The sequence below is a fragment of the Methylobacterium planeticum genome (assembly GCF_008806345.1).
GTDB lineage: Bacteria > Pseudomonadota > Alphaproteobacteria > Rhizobiales > Beijerinckiaceae > Methylobacterium > Methylobacterium planeticum.
Map to the genome: position 1 here is coordinate 1 of NZ_VZZJ01000034.1, position 17207 is coordinate 17207.

The 17207-nt window shown below is 62.0% G+C and carries 19 protein-coding genes; 12 read left to right on the forward strand and 7 right to left on the reverse strand.

Annotated elements, in window-relative coordinates; translation table 11 throughout:
- Nucleotides 1–97: 97 nt before the first annotated feature.
- The 4 genes from F6X51_RS24135 to F6X51_RS24150 form a co-directional block, all read right to left on the reverse strand.
- Entirely contained in the window at nt 98–865 is a 768-nt protein-coding gene (locus F6X51_RS24135) for a ParB/RepB/Spo0J family partition protein (RefSeq protein WP_150966282.1), read from the reverse strand.
- The gene (locus tag F6X51_RS24140) at nt 865–1455 is read right to left on the reverse strand and encodes a ribonuclease H family protein (RefSeq protein ID WP_150966284.1); all 591 of its coding nucleotides are present in this window, start codon (nt 1453–1455) and stop codon (nt 865–867) included. The genes F6X51_RS24135 and F6X51_RS24140 overlap by 1 nt, the downstream gene beginning before the upstream one ends.
- Before the next feature lie 322 nt (nt 1456–1777).
- A complete protein-coding gene (locus F6X51_RS24145; protein WP_191970244.1) occupies nt 1778–2656 on the reverse strand; it encodes a DUF3800 domain-containing protein in 879 nt (292 codons plus the stop codon).
- Between the two features lie 18 nt (nt 2657–2674).
- Entirely contained in the window at nt 2675–3310 is a 636-nt protein-coding gene (locus F6X51_RS24150) for a recombinase family protein (RefSeq protein WP_150966287.1), read from the reverse strand.
- A 480-nt stretch (nt 3311–3790) separates the two neighbouring features.
- Between F6X51_RS24150 and F6X51_RS24155 the strand changes: the two genes are divergently transcribed.
- The 8 genes from F6X51_RS24155 (at nt 3791) to F6X51_RS24190 (ending at nt 12183) form a co-directional block, all read left to right on the forward strand.
- Nucleotides 3791–5008 (forward strand): hypothetical protein, encoded by a 1218-nt coding sequence (locus F6X51_RS24155; RefSeq protein WP_150966289.1) that lies wholly within the window; start codon nt 3791–3793, stop codon nt 5006–5008.
- A gap of 267 nt (nt 5009–5275) precedes the next feature.
- A complete protein-coding gene (locus F6X51_RS24160) occupies nt 5276–6364 on the forward strand; it encodes a DNA cytosine methyltransferase (protein ID WP_246696987.1) in 1089 nt (362 codons plus the stop codon).
- Between the two features lie 4 nt (nt 6365–6368).
- Complete coding sequence (locus F6X51_RS24165; protein ID WP_150966291.1) at nt 6369–8522, forward strand: ATP-binding protein; 2154 nt, start codon at nt 6369–6371, stop codon at nt 8520–8522.
- The gene (locus tag F6X51_RS24170) at nt 8507–9715 is read left to right on the forward strand and encodes a hypothetical protein (RefSeq protein ID WP_150966293.1); all 1209 of its coding nucleotides are present in this window, start codon (nt 8507–8509) and stop codon (nt 9713–9715) included. The genes F6X51_RS24165 and F6X51_RS24170 overlap by 16 nt, the downstream gene beginning before the upstream one ends.
- A complete protein-coding gene (locus F6X51_RS24175) occupies nt 9715–10371 on the forward strand; it encodes a hypothetical protein (protein ID WP_150966295.1) in 657 nt (218 codons plus the stop codon). The genes F6X51_RS24170 and F6X51_RS24175 overlap by 1 nt, the downstream gene beginning before the upstream one ends.
- A complete protein-coding gene (locus F6X51_RS24180) occupies nt 10353–10844 on the forward strand; it encodes a very short patch repair endonuclease (protein ID WP_407658674.1) in 492 nt (163 codons plus the stop codon). Before F6X51_RS24175 ends, F6X51_RS24180 begins: the two co-directional genes overlap by 19 nt.
- A gap of 793 nt (nt 10845–11637) precedes the next feature.
- The gene (locus F6X51_RS24185) at nt 11638–11871 is read left to right on the forward strand and encodes a helix-turn-helix domain-containing protein (RefSeq protein ID WP_150966297.1); all 234 of its coding nucleotides are present in this window, start codon (nt 11638–11640) and stop codon (nt 11869–11871) included.
- Between the two features lie 120 nt (nt 11872–11991).
- Nucleotides 11992–12183 (forward strand): hypothetical protein, encoded by a 192-nt coding sequence (locus F6X51_RS24190; RefSeq protein ID WP_150966299.1) that lies wholly within the window; start codon nt 11992–11994, stop codon nt 12181–12183.
- A 182-nt stretch (nt 12184–12365) separates the two neighbouring features.
- On the opposite strand, the gene F6X51_RS24195 is transcribed toward F6X51_RS24190, so the two are convergent.
- Together F6X51_RS24195 and F6X51_RS24200 are read right to left on the reverse strand one after the other, a co-directional pair.
- Nucleotides 12366–12548 carry a hypothetical protein gene (locus F6X51_RS24195; protein WP_150966301.1) on the reverse strand — a complete coding sequence of 61 codons (183 nt, stop codon included), beginning with the start codon at nt 12546–12548 and terminating at the stop codon, nt 12366–12368.
- 245 nt (nt 12549–12793) lie between these two features.
- On the reverse strand, nt 12794–13456 hold the full coding sequence (locus F6X51_RS24200) for a PAS domain-containing protein (RefSeq protein ID WP_246696988.1): 663 nt from the start codon (nt 13454–13456) through the stop codon (nt 12794–12796).
- Between the two features lie 191 nt (nt 13457–13647).
- On the opposite strand from F6X51_RS24200, the gene F6X51_RS24205 reads away from it, so the two are divergent.
- The 3 genes from F6X51_RS24205 to F6X51_RS24215 all read left to right on the forward strand — a co-directional run bounded on the left by F6X51_RS24205 (nt 13648) and on the right by F6X51_RS24215 (nt 15665).
- Nucleotides 13648–13884, forward strand: a complete 237-nt coding sequence (locus F6X51_RS24205; protein ID WP_150966303.1) for a hypothetical protein — start codon at nt 13648–13650, stop codon at nt 13882–13884.
- Between the two features lie 81 nt (nt 13885–13965).
- A complete protein-coding gene (locus tag F6X51_RS24210) occupies nt 13966–14400 on the forward strand; it encodes a CHRD domain-containing protein (RefSeq protein ID WP_150966305.1) in 435 nt (144 codons plus the stop codon).
- A 362-nt stretch (nt 14401–14762) separates the two neighbouring features.
- Nucleotides 14763–15665: a helix-turn-helix transcriptional regulator gene (locus tag F6X51_RS24215; protein ID WP_150966307.1), complete on the forward strand. Its 903-nt coding sequence runs from the start codon at nt 14763–14765 to the stop codon at nt 15663–15665.
- Nucleotides 15666–15843: 178 nt separating this feature from the next.
- On the opposite strand, the gene F6X51_RS24220 is transcribed toward F6X51_RS24215, so the two are convergent.
- Nucleotides 15844–16314: a response regulator gene (locus F6X51_RS24220; protein ID WP_150966310.1), complete on the reverse strand. Its 471-nt coding sequence runs from the start codon at nt 16312–16314 to the stop codon at nt 15844–15846.
- Nucleotides 16315–16579: 265 nt separating this feature from the next.
- Between F6X51_RS24220 and F6X51_RS24225 the strand changes: the two genes are divergently transcribed.
- The gene (locus F6X51_RS24225) at nt 16580–16786 is read left to right on the forward strand and encodes a hypothetical protein (protein WP_150966312.1); all 207 of its coding nucleotides are present in this window, start codon (nt 16580–16582) and stop codon (nt 16784–16786) included.
- Nucleotides 16787–17207 lie beyond the last annotated feature (421 nt).

The following is a 17207-nucleotide window of genomic DNA, read 5'->3' on the forward strand; positions in this document are numbered from 1 at the left end:
CGAGCGTCAGGCCAATCGGGAATTCTAAGGTCCTACCAAGCTCTTAGGCAAAATCGTCGTGTACTGTGCGCCTGGGGGTGTAAAATTTTACAGGCGACTAGAAGTCGTCGTCCTCTCCTAGGCCAAGGCCGGAGGCTGGCACCCACTCGCCAGCCCCCTCCAACTCCCGAGCCTTCGCTTGCAGGCCCGCGATGATGGCTCCTCGCCGGGCTGGATCACGAACCCCGCGAGCGTTCGCGCGGATGACCTCTAGGGCTCGCTCGATCGTTCCGAGACGGGCATCCTCAGGGTCCTCCGGAGGCAGGCCACCGTCACCGTGGCCCGCGTCGTCCTTGCCCTGCATCCGCCGGTACACCGCAGGGAAGTCCGAACGCATCCACGCCAAGACCCCGGCGTGAGACACCAGCCCGTGCAGCTCCTTCGCGATCTCTCGCGAGCCCTTCACCCGGCTGCCCCGCTTCAGGTGCTGCCCGGCCTTCACGTAGGCGCGGAACGCAGCCCGAACCTCCCGCGGCTTCAGGCGTACGCCATGCTTGGCGTTGGCCTCCGCGGCGGCCCATCGCAGCTCCGCAGGGGCGCGGTCGATGAGGATGGCGGGGAAGGTGACCATCCCGATGCGCCGGGCCGCTTCCACGCGGTGCCAGCCGTCCAGCAAGATGGGCGCACCAGCGAGCCGCGCGACGAGGATGGGAGGGAACTCGGCCCCCGCCATCATCGCCTTAGCGTAGCGAATGACTGCGCCTCCATCCATTCTCACACGGATTTGGTACGCCTCGTCCTTCACGAGGTCTGCCAGCACCGCGGTGAAGGGCTCCCCCGTTGGCAACTGCACGGGCGCTGCGGTGGCCTGCACGGTGTCACCCATCACGCCGCTGCCCGCCCTGCGGCCAACTCGGCATCCTCCAAGGCGCACTCTTCGAGGAACAGCCCGCAAGCGCCTACCGGGTCACACCCGGCCTGCACCTTCTCCGCCTCCGTCCGCGCAAGGCGGTCCGCTGGGTCGTTGCCGGCGTTCCCGTTGTGACCGCGGAGCCATTCCACGCGGATGCCCGGCCTCGCGTCAGCGGCTTTGCCCAGAAGCTTCCAGAGCGTCGTGTTGACGACCCGCTGTCCGTTGGACTTGCGCCAGCCCCGTCTAGCCCAGTCCTCCCGCAGCATGGTCAGGCCGTCCACGACGTAACGGCTGTCCGCGTAGAGCACGCCCGTGGCATCGAGAGGGAGCGCTGAGAAGGCTTCGAAGGCCGCCCACAGCTCCATTTGATTGTTCGTGGCTTTCGGTGCCGATCCGACGAGGACGAGTTTGTCCCGATCCGGGGCGAAGATGACTGCGGCCCACCTGGCCGGGCCAGGGTTGCGAAGCGACGAGCCGTCCACGTGGACCGTGAAGGTTTCAGTCTGCGGCCTCTCTTCGGTGGTCGCCAGGGGCGCCGAGGGTAGTGTGATGGTGGTGCTCATGTTGCTGTTCCTTCTGATGATTGCGAGCGGGATCGCGGCCCCAACCGGGGACCGTCCGTTCTCGCGCTGATGGTGATGGTGTTTTCCCGGCAACTGATCGCACCCGGGAGCGGGCGGAAGCCGCGACGGTGAACGAGGCTTGTCGCTGTATGGGGGGCAGCAAGGTGTGGCGCCTTGCTGGCCCAGAGCGGGTGCAATCACTGCACCGGCAGGCCCGATGTCGCCGACCAGCGCCGGCCGTCATTGGGTTAGAGGTGGAACTTAAATCTCCCTACCCGATCCCAACGGTGTGCTTGGCGAGCCGCGTGGGCACGGCCACGGATCAAAGGAAGATGCCGACCGCCTGCAGCCCGCGCCGCTGATCCGCCGATGCTGGTCCCTTAAAACCGTCCGGCAGGAGCTTGAAGCCGTATGCCTCCGGGGACATCGTAAGAGCTGGTCGAAGAAGGCGCGGGGCCATTATCTCCAGCAACTCCGGGCGCACGGTCCCGAAACGGTCCTCGTCCAGGGCGCGATAAACGGCGCTGGCCACGCAATCGGCAATCTGAAGCGCCGGCTCGGCCTTCGCCCGCGTCATCTCAAGGTCGCTTGGGCTGAGCGTCGCCCATGTGATCTGCCGCTTGCTGTTGAAGTAGCCGGGCCCGTGCCGGGCAACTTTAAGCTTGTGGAGGTACGCCTTCGTCTGCGAGATGTTGAAGCCCTTGCGGTATGACACCGTCGTGTAGACCCCGAGGTTGGGTGTCCCCGCAGCCTTGTTCCACCGATTTGCCTCGGCGCTTACGGTCTCAAGCATGTACCGAAGCAGGCCGTTGTAGAAGTAGTTGTAGCTCTGCGGCCTTGAGCGCCCCTGGCTGTTCACCTCCATGTTCTTCGCCTCGACGCGGCGGTTCCGATAGCGGCGCATGTTGCGCTTGTTGGAGGCGACAACGACGAGGCCAGCGCGGAAGGCTGCCAACTCCGCGATCGCAGCCCTCTGGGCCTCGAGGCCAAGATCGCGGAAGTGAAGCATCTCGTGGGGCGCTAGGCCGGTCGCCGCCTTCATCCGCTGGAGGCAGCCCTGAAGCTCTCCGCGGCGGTGAGAGCGTACCAGCACCCCCGCGAGGACAAACCATTCCGAGCTGCCGTCCGGGTCCAGTGGGCGCACACGATCAACCCCGTCGTCCCCCGCCTCATCGACATAGAGGTGGTAGCCGATGGCCACGGCCAGCCTCCCTCAACCTTACGCTGCCCAGCGCCCCAACGCTGCTTCTGCCTCAGCCGGCTGATCCTTGATGCGGTAGACGGTCTGGCGGCTCAAGCCTGTCGCGGTAGCGACGGCACTGACCCCCGCACCCTGCGCCAGCATGTCGGCGACGGCTGCGAGCTGAGCACGGGTGAAGCTAGGCTTGCGGCCCCGGTAGCCATCGCCCTCCTCCTTGGCCATGTCGATGCCGGCCCGCTGCGCCGCCTTCGTGGCCTCGGCCTGGGCCTCTGCTGTGGCCGCCATGAAGCCGATGAGGGCGTCACGCACGGCCTGCTGGATAGGGTCCTTCGTGGCCCCATCGAAGGTCATGGCGTTGATGACGGTACGGACGATCACGCCCCGGCGCATCAGCTCGCGGATGGTCTCGGTCACGTCGGCGTAGTTGCGACCGAGGCGATCGACCCAGCGCACCACGAGGGTGTCCCCGCGGCGGAGCATGTCGAAGAGACGCCGGCCCTGCGGCCTGTCGGCGAGGCGGGTGCTGACCCCAGATACTCCCTCATCGGTGACGACGTGGTCGATGTGGAAGCCCGCAGTCTCGGCCTGTGTGCGCTGGTGAGCAGCGGTCTGGTCAGCGGTTGAAACACGGGCGTAGAGGACGGTCTGGGACACTGGATCACCTGTCCGAAAAGCTGATGTCCGCAAGCTCTACCGTCCGTTGATCTAAGTCAACCCTTTCGGACGGCCCAAAGCAGTGTCCGTGCGGTGTCCGATACGGTATACCCCAACGGACTTGCGGTCAGATGCAGACCGACATGCTGGGGGAGCGGGCTGGGGCGAGAGTCGTCTTGGGGCGCTATTAATGTCCTCGCCCGCTGGCAGCGCTGGTAAGCTTTGCAGGGAGGTCCGTCCTCCGGTGCGTGGCTTAGCGAGCCCCGCACTGCCGCAAATGGCACCCTTGGGGGAACTTTCGTCTACTTCTGGAGATAAGGGCTTCTCGAATTTTTGCTCCAGGATAGTCCCGGGTAGGTTGGCGTCTCAGAGCCAATCCAGCAACACACCGAGGCTTGACGTGAACAAGCGCCAGGTCAAGCCTGGCGGCTCGTACATGAGACATGCGATGGTGTACGCGACGCATCATTTTGGGTTGTCATGCCGCTCCTCTCGCTTTGGGCCTCTAACCAGGAGGCCGTTGGTCAGCTCAATGTCGAACAGGTGGTTGGAACTGCGGGCGACGGGAACTTGCGGGACGGTTCCGTTTGCTCAAGCGAGTTCCGCGAGTACCTGTCACAGATTCCAACCTCGAAAATTGCCACGTACGTAGACCAGTGCCTGAGCGCCAGCCTGAACCGTGGCGGCATGATCCTTCAGGATTTAGTTAACGAAATTGGTCGCCGCTTGGACTACGGGGTTAGGAACGGGCGGTACCAGGGAGTTGCAGGTGAAATCGGGTACGATGGTATCTGGCTCTCACCCGATGGGCACTCTGTCGTCGCGGAGGTTAAGACGACAGACGCCTATCGCATCTCGCTTGATACCTTGGCCGGATACCGCAACAAGCTGATAGAGGCGGGTCACTTCGCCGGTACCTCGTCGGTGCTGATCATCGTTGGGCGGCAGGATACGGGGGATCTCGAAGCGCAAATCCGCGGATCGCGTCACGCCTGGGATGTCAGGCTGATCAGTGCGGAGGCGCTTCTCAAGCTTGTGCAACTGAAGGAGAACTCTGAGACCCCAGAGACTGGACGCAAGATCCGTAGCCTGCTTGCCCCGATGGAGTACACACGTCTCGACGGCATGGTAGACGTGATGTTCACGACCACTGTGGATGTCGGGAAGGCTGTTGCGATTGAGGAGGACGTGCCGGACGAACAGCCGGTGGTCGATCGTCCGGCAAAGGTGCACACCTTTGAGTTCACTGACGGCACCCTCCTGCAGCAGAAGCGGGAAGGCATCATCGCCGCCCTTGGGCGGCGCGAGGGCGCTCCGTTGATCCGCAGGAGTCGGGCCCTTTACTGGACCGCCGATCACGGAGTTAGGGCGGTGTGTTCGATCTCAAAGCGCTATGCGCAGCGGCATTCGTACTGGTATGCCTATCACCCGCCATGGGACGATTTCCTCTGTGAGGAGCAGCGAGCTTACTTCCTGTTGGGATGCATGGACCTGGACACGGCGTTCGTGCTTCCTCGAGATACTCTTGCGGGCCTTCTAGGTCACCTCAACAGAACGACTAAGGAAGATGGCTCATTCTACTGGCACGTCCACATTGCCGACAGGGGGGATGGCCGATATGCAATCCTGCTACCGAAAATTTCGGACCAGTTTTTGTTAACTGATTACCGTTTGGAGATCACTGGTCCAACCGAATGAGCGCCGCCGAGCGCGATTGGCTGTCAACCAATCGTTGAAGTCGGGTCCGCGTACCTAAGGACGTCGCGCCAAGCATTGGCCGGGTTGCCCCTCCCCCACGGCGACTGTGGGTTAACGGTTCCTGTGGTTCATTGCATCTCGGCACTCCGCAGCGCCGTGGGGCCGTACTAGCTTGCGGTCATCCCGCTGGCTCGCGGGGTTGGGCAAGCTGCCCTAGAAGGCGTAACGGTGGCGCCCTCAATGGGCGGCGGGGGGTGTATCGGTCGTATGAGTATCGTTGGCGTGGATCTTTTCTGCGGTGCTGGTGGCCTCACCCGCGGGCTTGAGCTTGAGGGCATCGAGGTGCGTGGCGGCTATGACGTTGACCCCGCCTGCCGCTATCCGTACGAGGCCAACAATTGGGGGCAGTTCGTTGAAGCCGATGTGGCGCAGCTCACCCCGGCGGACATTGCGCGTTTTTGGGATGGCTCAAGGGTACGTCTCCTGGCAGGATGCGCTCCCTGCCAGCCCTTCTCGACTTACACGCAGGCGAGATCGGATGAACTGGATCCCCGTTGGCAGTTGCTCGGCGCCTTCAGCAGGCTGGTGCTCGCTACTCGTCCCGAACTCATTACTATGGAAAACGTAGCCGACTTACGTCGGCATACCATCTATGAACGCTTCGTCCGGGATCTCTCGGCAGCGGGGTACGCGGTCGACGCTGCAATCCTCGACTGCGAAGCCTACGGCGTGCCGCAGCGGCGTCGGCGGCTTGTGCTCCTCGCCTCGCTCCTCGGCGAGGTGAAAATTCTGACTCCTGATGAGTTTGGTGCCTCCAGAAAAACGGTCCGCGACGCTATCCAAGACCTACCGCCTGTAGGACACGGTCGCAGCCACCCCAATGATCCACTCCATAAGTCGAGTGCGCTCTCGCCGACGAACCTCCGCCGAATCCAATCTTCGAGGCCGGGAGGCTCATGGCACGATTGGGACGAGGCGCTAGTTGCTCCGTGTCATGCTCGCGATCAAGGCAAGGGCTACCGCGGCGTCTATGGCCGGATGGAATGGGATAAGGCCGCTCCCACCATAACCACGCAGGCGTTTGGCTTCGGCAGTGGTAGGTTCGGTCATCCCGAGCAGGATCGGGCGCTCTCTCTGAGAGAGGCCGCGATGCTGCAGACCTTCCCGCGCGATTATGCATTCACGCCTCCGGGCATTGATCCGCCGATGAAGACAATTGGCAGATTGATAGGGAATGCGGTCCCCGTGCGCCTAGGACGCGTTGTTGGTCGAAGCCTTGTGAACCACGTTCGCTCTTTCGACCATCAATCGAAAGGCGACATGGTCGGCGCAGGCGCGGCGACTTCAGGGGTCTAGGCGGGTGCCGAGCTTCGAGTTCACCGTCGACGCCGCGTTGCTCAAGGAACTCGGCGAGCGTCTTGTCGGGCAGCCACACATCGCATTGGCGGAGCTAATCAAAAACTCGTACGATGCAGACGCGAACACCGTTGTTGTTCGGATCGACGAGGATAGCCTCACTATTACGGACGACGGCGACGGCATGTCTCCGGACCGTTTCAAGAACTTCTGGATGCGTGTCGGTTCCCCGCATAAGCAGGCGATCGAACGGACAGCCAAGAATCGCCGCCCTACTGGTAGCAAGGGTATCGGCCGCCTCGCGGTACAGTTCCTAGGCACAACGCTCGCGCTGAGAACGTCCCCACGCGAGGAGCCGGCGCGGCAGTTGTTAGCGACCGTGGACTGGTCAACAGCCGCCAAAGCGCGTGAGTTGACGAGTGCCCGGGTTGATTATGCCGTTGGCCCACGGAAGAAGGCGTACGCGAACGGCCGCCCACATGGCGTGGAGATTGTCATTGGAGGGCTCAATCAGCATTGGGACGTAGAGCAGCTAAAGAGCCTTGCCCAACAGGTTTGGCAGCTGCAGCCACCGTTTCAACGCGGGATAGAGAGCGATTTCGAGGTTCAGCTCGAACATTGGAGTCCTGATTTTGCGAAGGTGTTCGATGTCCAAATGCATCGGAATCTTGATATCTGGGGCGCCCGCGTTCGTGGCCGCATCATTCCAAGCAAATCACGAATTGACATTCGTGAAAGGACTGTTCGGTATACGTTGGAATTTGCCGGAGAAGACCCGGAGGTCCTTGAGCGGACGTTTGTGGGGTGTGACCTGCATGCTCTTGACTTTGAAATTCGCATTTTCAGTCTCTATAATAGGCAGAAATTCGGGATTGTCGTTGAGACCGCACGCGAGTACCTGAAGGAGTACGGAGGCGTTCACATCTACGATGGTGGTTTTCATCTGCCGTACTATGGTCCCGAGACTGACTGGCTGCGGACTGAGATCGACCACTCGCACCGTCTATCGCGCTCGAAGCTCCTTCCCGAAGAATTGCAGATCGAATCTGGTCTGAACAATCTTCCAACAAATTCCCGCATATATGGTGTTGCACGAGTTGACACTTCTCTTGAGCGAGAGGAGGCCAGGAAAGAGCGGCGTGTCCGACTGAACGAGTTTCTCCAGATCCAGGCTTCGCGTGACCGCCTCGTCGACAATCCCGCTTACCGAAGCATGCGGGACATCGTTCGTTTTGCCCTGGACTTCTATGCAGTCCGTCAAACGGCCCGAATGAACGACATCCCCAAGCCAGGCCGCATCGGTCAAGTGGCTTCGGCCAAGGTGAGGCGTGTCGAGGAGGTGCTTAAATCGTTTGAACATCAGATCCCGAAGCCGGTCTTCCGAGCGATCTCAAGCGAGGTGCAGGAGGCCGTGAAGGCAAGTGAAACAGAGGCGGAGAACGCGCTCAAACAGCTTGGGCTAATGGGCGCACTTGCAACCGCAGGTATCGCAGCGCTAGCCTACGAGCATGAAGCGGCCAAGCAGCTAACACAATTGGAGGAGATCGCTCGGAGGTTCCGCAGGCATGATCCGTCCCCGGTCGGTCGCGAGCTTGTCTCCTCCCTGAGCGAATGGATCTCCGCGGCGCGACGTACCCGAGCCATATTCGCACCGCTTAACGCGCAGGAGAATCGCGAGACGCGCGTCAGGCTCAAAGCAGCGCCACTTATTGAAGAGATTATTTCAAATATACGCTCTCTGATACGGGGCATATCGATCGATCTCGATCAATTAGACCTCGCCATAAAGCTCCCTGAAGGCACAGTCGCTGAATGGTCGGCGGTATTTCAAAACGTGTTTATCAACGCCGCCAATGCTCTTGTTGATGCGGATCATCGTGAGATATTCGTCTGGTCTAAAGATTCATACGGGCGCACTCGGATCATAATTGAGGATACCGGCTCAGGCGTTGAGTTGCGCACCGCTGAAGACCTCTTTAAGCCTTTTGTTCGCAAGCTTGAGATCTCCAGTGACCGCCGAGAACTAGGACTCGGCGGTATGGGCATGGGTCTCTCAATCGTCAGGATGGTCGCTAACAACCTCGATTGTCGGGTCCGCTTTGTTGAGCCGAGCGAGGGCTACGCCACAGCGTTTGAGCTTTCATGGGCAGAAAAATGAGACCTCTAAAAATCGTCATCTGCGATGACACGAATCGGCCGCTGAGTGATCTCGTCAACGACTTGCAAGCGCTTGCGCCTGAGGGGTCGCCCGAGATCAAGGTCATCTCGGGAGCCGCCATCAACCCGATTGCACGCGAACTTGAAGCTCGGCGACGTTGGGCTGCGCATGTATCAAATCCACCTCAACCCGGAGCTCAAGCGCCGATTGCATGGGGTACGCACGCCTTTGATGAAGTGGATATTCTGATCCTGGACTATAACTTCATCGAACTTGAGGACGTTTGGGGGCTGACCGGTCAGAGGCTGGCATATCTGGCTCGCTGTTACTCAAATTGCAAATACATCGTCGTGCTAAATCAATTCGGCACGAACAGGTTTGATTTGACTCTGCGCGGTCACCCGGAAACACATGCCGATCTACACATTGGGAGCGAGCAGCTCACGAACCCAGGACTTTGGCGCTCGGACGGTTGGAGCGAGTTTCGACCCTGGTCATGGCCGGTGTTACCCGATGCCGTTGCACGACTCGAGTGTCGGATTGCGCAGGTGACCGACGCTTTAGATGCGCCGGTGATGGAGTGGCTGGGCCTCGAACATGCTAGGGCTGGCCTCCCGCGGACTGTGTTGCAGTTCCTCAAGGACGACCGAACCACGTTCAAGCGCTTCATCTACGAGTCCGGTCACGGGTTCGAGTCGACGGACAGAGAGTTCGATCAAGCTTCCCTGCCAAGGATTGCAGCGTCACGTATCGCAAAATGGCTTGAGTACCTCGTCTTCGCCGGACAGGATCTACTTATTGATGTCCCCCGGCTAATTTCCAGGTTTCCATCCCTGATCGGTACGGAGAGTTTCACACGTCTACAGGGTCGACAGCTCACGCCTGCCGTCACGACGGGTCTCGGCCTGCGGGAAGAGCTCATCGCCGACCACGCGTATCCGCGCCGAGACTGGTTGAGTCGAGCGGCGTGGTTTCGGACCCGGGTGATGGACGAGCAGAGGCTCCCGGAGAATGCTGAGGACCGGCCCAGCGAGACCGACCTCCGTTTCTGCGAAGACACCTCAAGCTTCCTTGAGAGGAATAGCACCCGTGGTTTTGTGGCCGACCTAGCCTCGCCGTATGTCCAACGCTTTGTTCGTCGCCCCGGCTTTGACGGGGTGGAATATCAACCCAGCATCCGCTTTTCACTCTGATGGCCGAGTTCGACGATCTCCGATCCCTTCTCGTTCTCCTGCCGTCCTTTCAGAAGGCTCGAGCGGATTACACGGTCGATGAAGGAGAGCTGGCCGATAAAATCGCGGAAACACATGGCAGGGCCGAGCGCGATCAGCTGGAGGCGTTGATTGATGTTTCTAGCCCCATATTCGACATGGCGGCGAGAAATCTCTACGTTTATTTGACGCCTTATTCTGCTCATGGCAATACCTACTTGCCTTTGCTGGCTGTTGCGGCGAATTATCCCTCTGCGGCTCGGCCAAGTGTGAACGTTTGGATCATTCTATACTCGAAAGGGGCGCACGGAACCGAATGCCTGTGCTATCGATTCGATACGCCTAATCGTACAATCGGAGACCACAATTATTTTCACATGCAATTTACTACGAATGCTCCTGAGAGTCGTAGAAACAGACATGCAGTTGCTTGGATATCCAAAAAGGATCCGAGCATCCCTCTTGATGCTACAACGCCGCTTGAGATGTTCCTCGGTTCGATCATATCGTTCCGGAGCAGCGGTACTGGGCTGGCGCACGTTCACGATCAGTGGCGGCAGTCGGGAGTTCGATTGGCAGCGATGGTGAATGACATGGCGGCAGAGAGGTGGAAGCGGCCTTGGATGCCGCCGCTTTGACGAAGATGCCTGCAGGGATGGTGGATCCCGCCCGTAGCGCTCTGATGCAGCGTATTCGTGGGAAAAACACCAAGCCGGAGCTTCTTGTACGGCGCCTGATCCACAGTATGGGCTATCGCTTTCGCCTCCATAGGCGCGACCTTCCGGGGCGCCCCGACCTAGTCTTCCCCTCCCGCCGAAAAGTGATCTTTGTCCATGGTTGTTTTTGGCACCGGCATCTTGGCTGCAAGAAGGCTTCGACCCCGACAACACGCCGCGACTTCTGGCAAACCAAATTCGCTCAGAATGTTGAGCGCGACGCTCGCAAGGAGCGAGAGCTGCAACAGGCTGGCTGGGACGTCTTCGTCGTTTGGGAATGTGAAACCGGGGATCTGAAGCGGCTGAGCGGGCGACTTAGTGAGTTCCTCGGCCCGCCGGCCGTTACCGGCAAACAAGCGTCCGCGGAACCGACCACAAGCTTTGCTTCTGAGTGAGCTCAGCAGCCTGGAATTGGTGTGCGCGTAATTCAATAGGGTGAACGCTGACCGCCGTAGATTTGGTGCCTTGGTCGCAGTAGGGCTGAAATTCGTGAGACTGGGTGAGGGATTGCGCGACCAGAGGGACAGAGAGCTGCACCTTCGTGCCGTCCTCTGTATCGCTTGGGCTTGAAGCTGCTACGCCAGAGTGCTACACCATGGTCGTCGAGCCGGCCTGAGAAACGCAACGATATCAAGGTTGTGACGGGCGACGGACCTTGTCCCACCCCTTCCGCCAGATCGTCGACGTGACCTGCTGACAAGCGACGTCCTTCGGGCTGGTCATCGGCCCCACCCCGCCATCGACCCCAACGCGCGGCGCGGGTCCGGCGGCTCGGAAAGCCTCGTAGCATGCTCAACCCTGCACGATCGCCCTGCAGGATCGCGCCTCGACTAGTCGCAGGAGCGGCGCGCGGCGGCGTCGCAGCTCGGGCCCTCGAGAATGCGGGCGTCGCGTTCATCGCCCAGAACGGGGCGCGGCCCAGGCGTCAGGCTCCGCGACCCGGTGGCATGACGAAGCGCAGGCTCAGGGCCGAGGCCGTGCGCCGACGGTGGGCCTCCGGTCGGCCGTGTCGAGGGCACCGAGACGGGGAGGCTGAAGCGCAAGCTGGAGACGGCCGCGGGGAAGCGCCAAGCGGCGGCGCCGGTTCGTGACGGGCTCGCCGACCGCGGCGTTCCCGGCCCCCGAGCTTGCCTGCGCCACGCGTGGCGCTAGCCTCGCCGAAGCCCAGCCGCCGGCGGAGACGATACCATGATCACGGGTGCTCAGATCATCGCTGCTCGTGAACTGCTCGGGTGGGCGCTGTCCGATCTTGCCAGGAAGGCGAAGCTACGCCCGAGCGTCGTCCTGCGGGCCGAGACGAGCCCGGGTGAGCCGGTCATCACGATCACCCAGATGGACGCGCTGCTGCGGACGCTGAAGGCGGCCGGGATCGAGTTCACCGCAGGGGATCCGGGTGTGAGGCTGGCCGGAAAGGCCGAGTGAACGCTACGCGTCGATACCGCACCGTTCGACGGATGGCCACGGCCACGCTGGTTGATTGACTTGAATTAGTATCCGAGCACGCGGTACCCTGAAGCCTTCAAGCAGCTTCGGGACAGCGTCATGGATGCTCAATACCGTTGCCTCAGCCTAGTGCTCATTCATGAAAGCCAGTACGCGCGCATCGAGCTGGAAACTGCGATCCGGCACTCGCGCAACCTGATTATACAGGTACGGGAGCTTCTTCTCGACATTCGCGAGCCTCCGCAGCGTCGAGCAAAGCGGCTGAAGGCGTCGGCATACAGGGTCGGCTGAACCTGCCCCGTGGCTCAATCGACGGAAATCCGGCAATCCGCTCCAGTGCTCGACGGCGTTCGGGAGGCTGGCGTCGTCGGATCTCGCCATGCCGGTCGGCCTCAAACCCTTCGAGGGGTGCCGCCGCGGCTCGACGGCTCAAAGCAGCGCGCCGCGATGGCGCGCTCGCCCGATGTTCGCGCTCAGACGAGCAGGTGGATCACCAGGATCGCCACCGCACCACCGACAATCGCAAGTCCCATGAGAACGACGCTGCTGAGCTGGTCGACGCTGTCGACGTCCTGCCCCTGTCGGTGGACGGGCTTGTTGGCCGGGTTGTTGCTGGCTTCGCTCGTATTCACATCGGGGTAGCTGCGTGCGCTCATGACGGCCTCCTGTGGATCACCGGATCATAACGTGCCTGAAACGCGAAACGGTCATTCGGGCCCGTGAGGTCGTGCCGCGTCCAGCCATGAGGCGTACCGGCTCACCGGTGAGAGGGACGAGCCTCCCCGCGAGCCCGTGATGAGATCGGGCGGCGGGGCAGCGGCGGGCTACGATCCGGCCGCCCTGCAGGCCGCTTCAAGCACCGCCAAGCGCAAGGTCGCGAACCGTCGCGACGCCGATTGCCCTAAGCACCTCGCCTCCGCGCAAGCGCTCGTCCGAGCTCCAGGAGCAGCATGTCGATCATCAGCCGCAGGAACGGCTTGTCACCCTGCTCGATCGCATTCCGCGCGGCGATGCAATGATCGATCGCAATGTCCAGCGGATCGAGAGAAGGGGCGGCGAGCTCCAGCGCCGATAGGGCCGGCGAAGCGGTGCCCTGATGGATGTCCGTCGTGTCGATATAGGCCCCTTGACCCTGCATGGCGCCGGTTGCGTCGGGAAAGATCCGGCCGCGATTGAGGACCCAGCGCACCTCGCCATTGTGATCGCGGATCCGAAACTCGGCTGAAAACGACCCGCCCGTGTGACGCACGCGAGCAATCCGCTCGAAGACCCAGTCGCGATCATCCGGATGCAGGCGCGAGAGCGCGTCGTCGAGCGTCAGGGGGCGTCCTGCAAGTCTGGCGTCACCGGCCATGAAGGCCGCTGCGCCTTCATCGAGAACCGAGCGCCCGGCGGAAACATCGGTCCGCCACGTTCCAATGAAGCCGGCAGCCTTCAGCGCTGGAGATACGGAGCGCCCTGGTCGATCGTCTCCTGCCAGGCCATCCATGAGCGCCGCGCCTTCCACCGAATCCGTGACCTGCCTGTCCAATTCGGATACGAACTCAAAGTTGCTTGCGCGCAAGATATTGCTCCTTGCGCGTGTCCTGCCGCGTCGCGCCAGGGGGCCGGGCACGAGAATCTGCAGGGTGATGCTGCGGATTCAAGCGGTCACGCGCCACGATGCGCGATGGCGAGCCACGCTGTGAAGGAACGATTTCTCCTTTCGAGGCGTCATCTATGATAAAATAGTTTGAATGTGTAGGATTAGACAGTATGGCCAAACGTGCGCCGACATCGATGATGGCGCGCCTGGCCCAGGCATTGGACGTGTCGGAAGCCGTGCTGCGCGGGGCGCAACCTCAAGAGGCTGAAGGCGCGAGATTGGCGGAAGCGCATGAAAGCACGGAGCTTCTCCGTGCCTTCGCGGAGGTCGAAGATCTACGGGCGCGCCAGGCTTGCCTTGTCTTTGTTCGTGAAATGGCCAGCCAAACCCTCAAGGAAGGTCAGTAGATCCGCTATGGTTTCAGCGCGATCGGCACCCATCTGCCAGTCCGAGCAGCTCGCCGTCGAGCCGCTGTCAGGGAGACTCACATGACCCACGCATTCCGCTCTGGTTTGACCGCGCTCGCTCTCGCGGCCTCGCTCGGCACCGCGCAGGCCGCCGGCGAGACGGTGACCTACAAGGCCACCCTGAATGGCTCGAGCGAGGTTCCGGCCACCACGACGAAGGGCTTCGGCGAGGTCACCGCGACCTTCGATGCCGCCAGCAAGAAACTGACCTGGAAGGGCAGCTACAGCGGGCTCACCGGTCCGGTCACGGCCGCACACTTCCATGGGCCCGCCAAGGCGGGGGAGAATGCCGGCGTCCTGATTCCCGTGACCGTCACGGAAAGCCCGTTCAGTGGATCCGCGACCCTCGACGACGCCAAGGCCGCGGATCTGACGGCGGGCAAGCTCTACTTCAACGTTCACACGAGCGAGAACCCGAAGGGCGAGATCCGAGGTCAGGTCGAGAAGGCTCCGTAGGAGCTGAGACCCCGCGCATCCCGGGCGAGGCTCACGGCCGATGGGCCGGGACGGCGGCGGAGCCGGCGGGGACGGATGGCGGCGGGCCAAGTCACTGGGTTCGTGATGCGCTCGACCCGCCGGCGGCGTCGGACCGCCAGGGAGGCGGCCGATGCAGCCCAAGATTGTATGCACGTCGCGTGCCCCGCGGCGAACACGGCTGACGCCGCAGCGCCGCGGGCTCCTGGTCGGCTGCCCGCGATCGGTCCGGGACCCGCCGGGCTCCCCCGCCTGACGATGCGCCTCCCGATGTCGATCAGACAAGCGGACTGAGCCTTCCTCGAAGCTTTACTCGGTCCTCGCACCACCTCACGGGAGCAGGGATGGTTTCGAGGCTGTTGCAGTGCGGCGTGGCCGACATGCACGTGATTTGCAAATCCCTACGCAGGCGAATTCAATTGAGCGTAGGTGTGCCAATGTCTTACAACTTCGCATCATTGGAGGAATCCGACAGGCTGATCGAGGCACACTTGACCTCGGGCACGCAGGCGCAAGACATCGAGAACGGGTCGTCAGGCGCTCGGGCCGATGGACCGGTCCCTGCGGCGATGATTGTGGCGAACGGCTTCGTCCAGCAGGGTTTGCTGTCCTATCTCGAGGGAACGCGATTTCAGATCGTGGCCACGATCGCCTCTTCGAGTGAGGTGGATGCCCTCTCGAATGGGCACCAGAGCGTCGAGCTCATCATTGCCGCGCCGGAAGATGCAGTCAGGATGAATGCGATCTGCGCGCTGCATGCGATCTACCCGGAGGCAAAGCTCTTGGTCTTTGGAAGTCGTGAAAGTTTGAGGCTCCTGCCAAAGCACCTGCGCTTGTCTGCTCATGCTGTGCTCGGCAATGAGATCGATCGAGCAACGCTGATCACAACGCTTGATGTCGTCATGGCTGGAGCGAGCGTTCAGTCCGCGGGTCTGCTCGCTTGGCTCGCGGACCCGCCGCGGCTCACCGTCGAACCCTCCGTGAACCGGTGGCCGAACATCGCCGTCCAGGATGCTGCAGATCTGCTCCCCGAAATGGACCTCACGCCGTCCCGTCGCCTGACAAGTCGTGAGCTGACCGTGCTGCAGAGCCTCGCAACGGGCGCCTCCAACAAGATGATCGCCCGGCAATTCGATCTGTCTGAGTGCACGGTGAAAATTCACGTCAAGAACATCCTCCGCAAATTGCAAATGCAAAACCGCACTCAGGCGGCCTTGTGGGCGCAGGAGAACGGCGTCCCAGGATGAGCGGGAAGCGCGATGCCATCGAGGCGTCGGTCGAGACGGTCGGACCGGCTGGCCCTGCGACGGCGGACGCGCGCCGGCTTGGATCAGCCGATCGCGGAATCCGAGGCGCACGCGGAGGCTCGGGCCATCCGCGGCGCAGGCGTCGCCGAGCGGATTCGGTTCGTCGGAACCTGCCCTCCTAGGCGGCCATCGCGCCCAGACGCGCACGCGGTTGCGGCTGAAGCATGTTCTTGACCATCGTGTAGGACCGTGGCCGGTTGATCACTTCGTCCAGCCGCGACCACATCGTCTTGGGCGAGAACGGCTTGGCGATGATCTCGTTCACGCCAAGCCGGATCGCCCGCTCCACCCGATCCTTGCGCGGCTGAGCCAGCATCAGGATCATCGGCACGGAGGGCGCCGGGGATGTGTTGTAGTCCCGCGTGAGCCGGATCACCTCCTCGCCCGAGAGGATCGCCAGATCCCAATCCAGGATCATCAGATCGGGCTTGCTCTCGGCCAGCACGCCTAACGCCTCGGCTCCGTCCGGCGCTTCCATGATGCGCCGGATGCCGGTGCGCACCAGCATGTCCCGGACGATGCGCCGGACGTAGAGGCTTTCGTCCACCACGAGTGCGCCGAGATCGGGAAAGGTCGGTGTGCCGATCATCGGAGTTGAACCATCCCGGCCGTGAAGGAAGCCGGCAGCATCCTTAGCGCAGAGAGATTAACCAGTGCCGCACCCTCGCCGGCGGACCGGTTGCCGCCCCTGTATCGGACCATACGCATCGCCGCCGGGAATCCCGGACCGGCGTCCCTGCCAGGGTGCCGGGCATGTGCCGGGCATGTGCCGATCGTATGGGTCCGTACCCTAACAATCCAGCAAATTCAATACTCGCTGTTTCTATACTGGGGGATTTGCCTAAAAATTTGGCTTGCAGGCGTTCAGTGAACAGTTAAGCTGCTACGTACGTAGTTCGCAGCTTGCAGAGATGGTGGTGATTCGCATGATCCGAGTGAAGGCCACCGACGACGGCACGTATACGGTTTACCGTGGCAACTTTGTCCTGGTTTCTGGCCTGACTCGCCATCAGGCCGACCTGTTTTCTCAGCAATTGTCTGCGAAAAAAGACGATAAATAGTTATAGATCCTGCTGCAGACTGACCATGATCGGGCGCTGGGCGCGGCTTCGGTGCTTCGATCGTCACGAGCCGACCGCTGATCGGGTCGAGGACGATGATCGTCAGCCGGGTCACCGTCGAGGATGGGTCGATCCCGGGCATCGGACGTCACCAGCCTGTTTTCGCCTAAGCCGTGCGCGATCCTGAGAGCGCCGTTGGACTGAGCATTCCGCCACGGATTTCGAGCGTCGTGCGATGGCCACGACGTGGTCGCGGCCCTTCCGGTCGGCGACGTGGGTCCCGCGCAGGTCGTCCGCGACGGCGGCAGGGACCGGGCTTCCCCCTGGGCGATCCCGGACATGGTCGTGCGGCCCACGATCCGGCCCACGATCCGGCCCACGATCCGGCCCTCGCCGCCGAGCCCCTCCGCGACGGCGATCC

What these genes read in the sequence shown, in the direction of transcription:
- F6X51_RS24170 (WP_150966293.1), top strand. Translation starts at nt 8,507, where the DNA reads ATGGGCAGAAAAATGAGACCTCTAAAAATCGTCATCTGCGATGACACG.
- F6X51_RS24205 (WP_150966303.1), top strand. Translation starts at nt 13,648, where the DNA reads ATGGCCAAACGTGCGCCGACATCGATGATGGCGCGCCTGGCCCAGGCA.
- F6X51_RS24220 (WP_150966310.1), bottom strand. Translation starts at nt 16,314, where the DNA reads ATGATCGGCACACCGACCTTTCCCGATCTCGGCGCACTCGTGGTGGAC.
- F6X51_RS24135 (WP_150966282.1), bottom strand. Translation starts at nt 865, where the DNA reads ATGGGTGACACCGTGCAGGCCACCGCAGCGCCCGTGCAGTTGCCAACG.
- F6X51_RS24155 (WP_150966289.1), top strand. Translation starts at nt 3,791, where the DNA reads ATGCCGCTCCTCTCGCTTTGGGCCTCTAACCAGGAGGCCGTTGGTCAG.
- F6X51_RS24190 (WP_150966299.1), top strand. Translation starts at nt 11,992, where the DNA reads ATGGATGCTCAATACCGTTGCCTCAGCCTAGTGCTCATTCATGAAAGC.
- F6X51_RS24215 (WP_150966307.1), top strand. Translation starts at nt 14,763, where the DNA reads ATGGTTTCGAGGCTGTTGCAGTGCGGCGTGGCCGACATGCACGTGATT.
- F6X51_RS24185 (WP_150966297.1), top strand. Translation starts at nt 11,638, where the DNA reads ATGATCACGGGTGCTCAGATCATCGCTGCTCGTGAACTGCTCGGGTGG.
- F6X51_RS24195 (WP_150966301.1), bottom strand. Translation starts at nt 12,548, where the DNA reads ATGAGCGCACGCAGCTACCCCGATGTGAATACGAGCGAAGCCAGCAAC.
- F6X51_RS24175 (WP_150966295.1), top strand. Translation starts at nt 9,715, where the DNA reads ATGGCCGAGTTCGACGATCTCCGATCCCTTCTCGTTCTCCTGCCGTCC.
- F6X51_RS24210 (WP_150966305.1), top strand. Translation starts at nt 13,966, where the DNA reads ATGACCCACGCATTCCGCTCTGGTTTGACCGCGCTCGCTCTCGCGGCC.
- F6X51_RS24140 (WP_150966284.1), bottom strand. Translation starts at nt 1,455, where the DNA reads ATGAGCACCACCATCACACTACCCTCGGCGCCCCTGGCGACCACCGAA.
- F6X51_RS24160 (WP_246696987.1), top strand. Translation starts at nt 5,276, where the DNA reads ATGAGTATCGTTGGCGTGGATCTTTTCTGCGGTGCTGGTGGCCTCACC.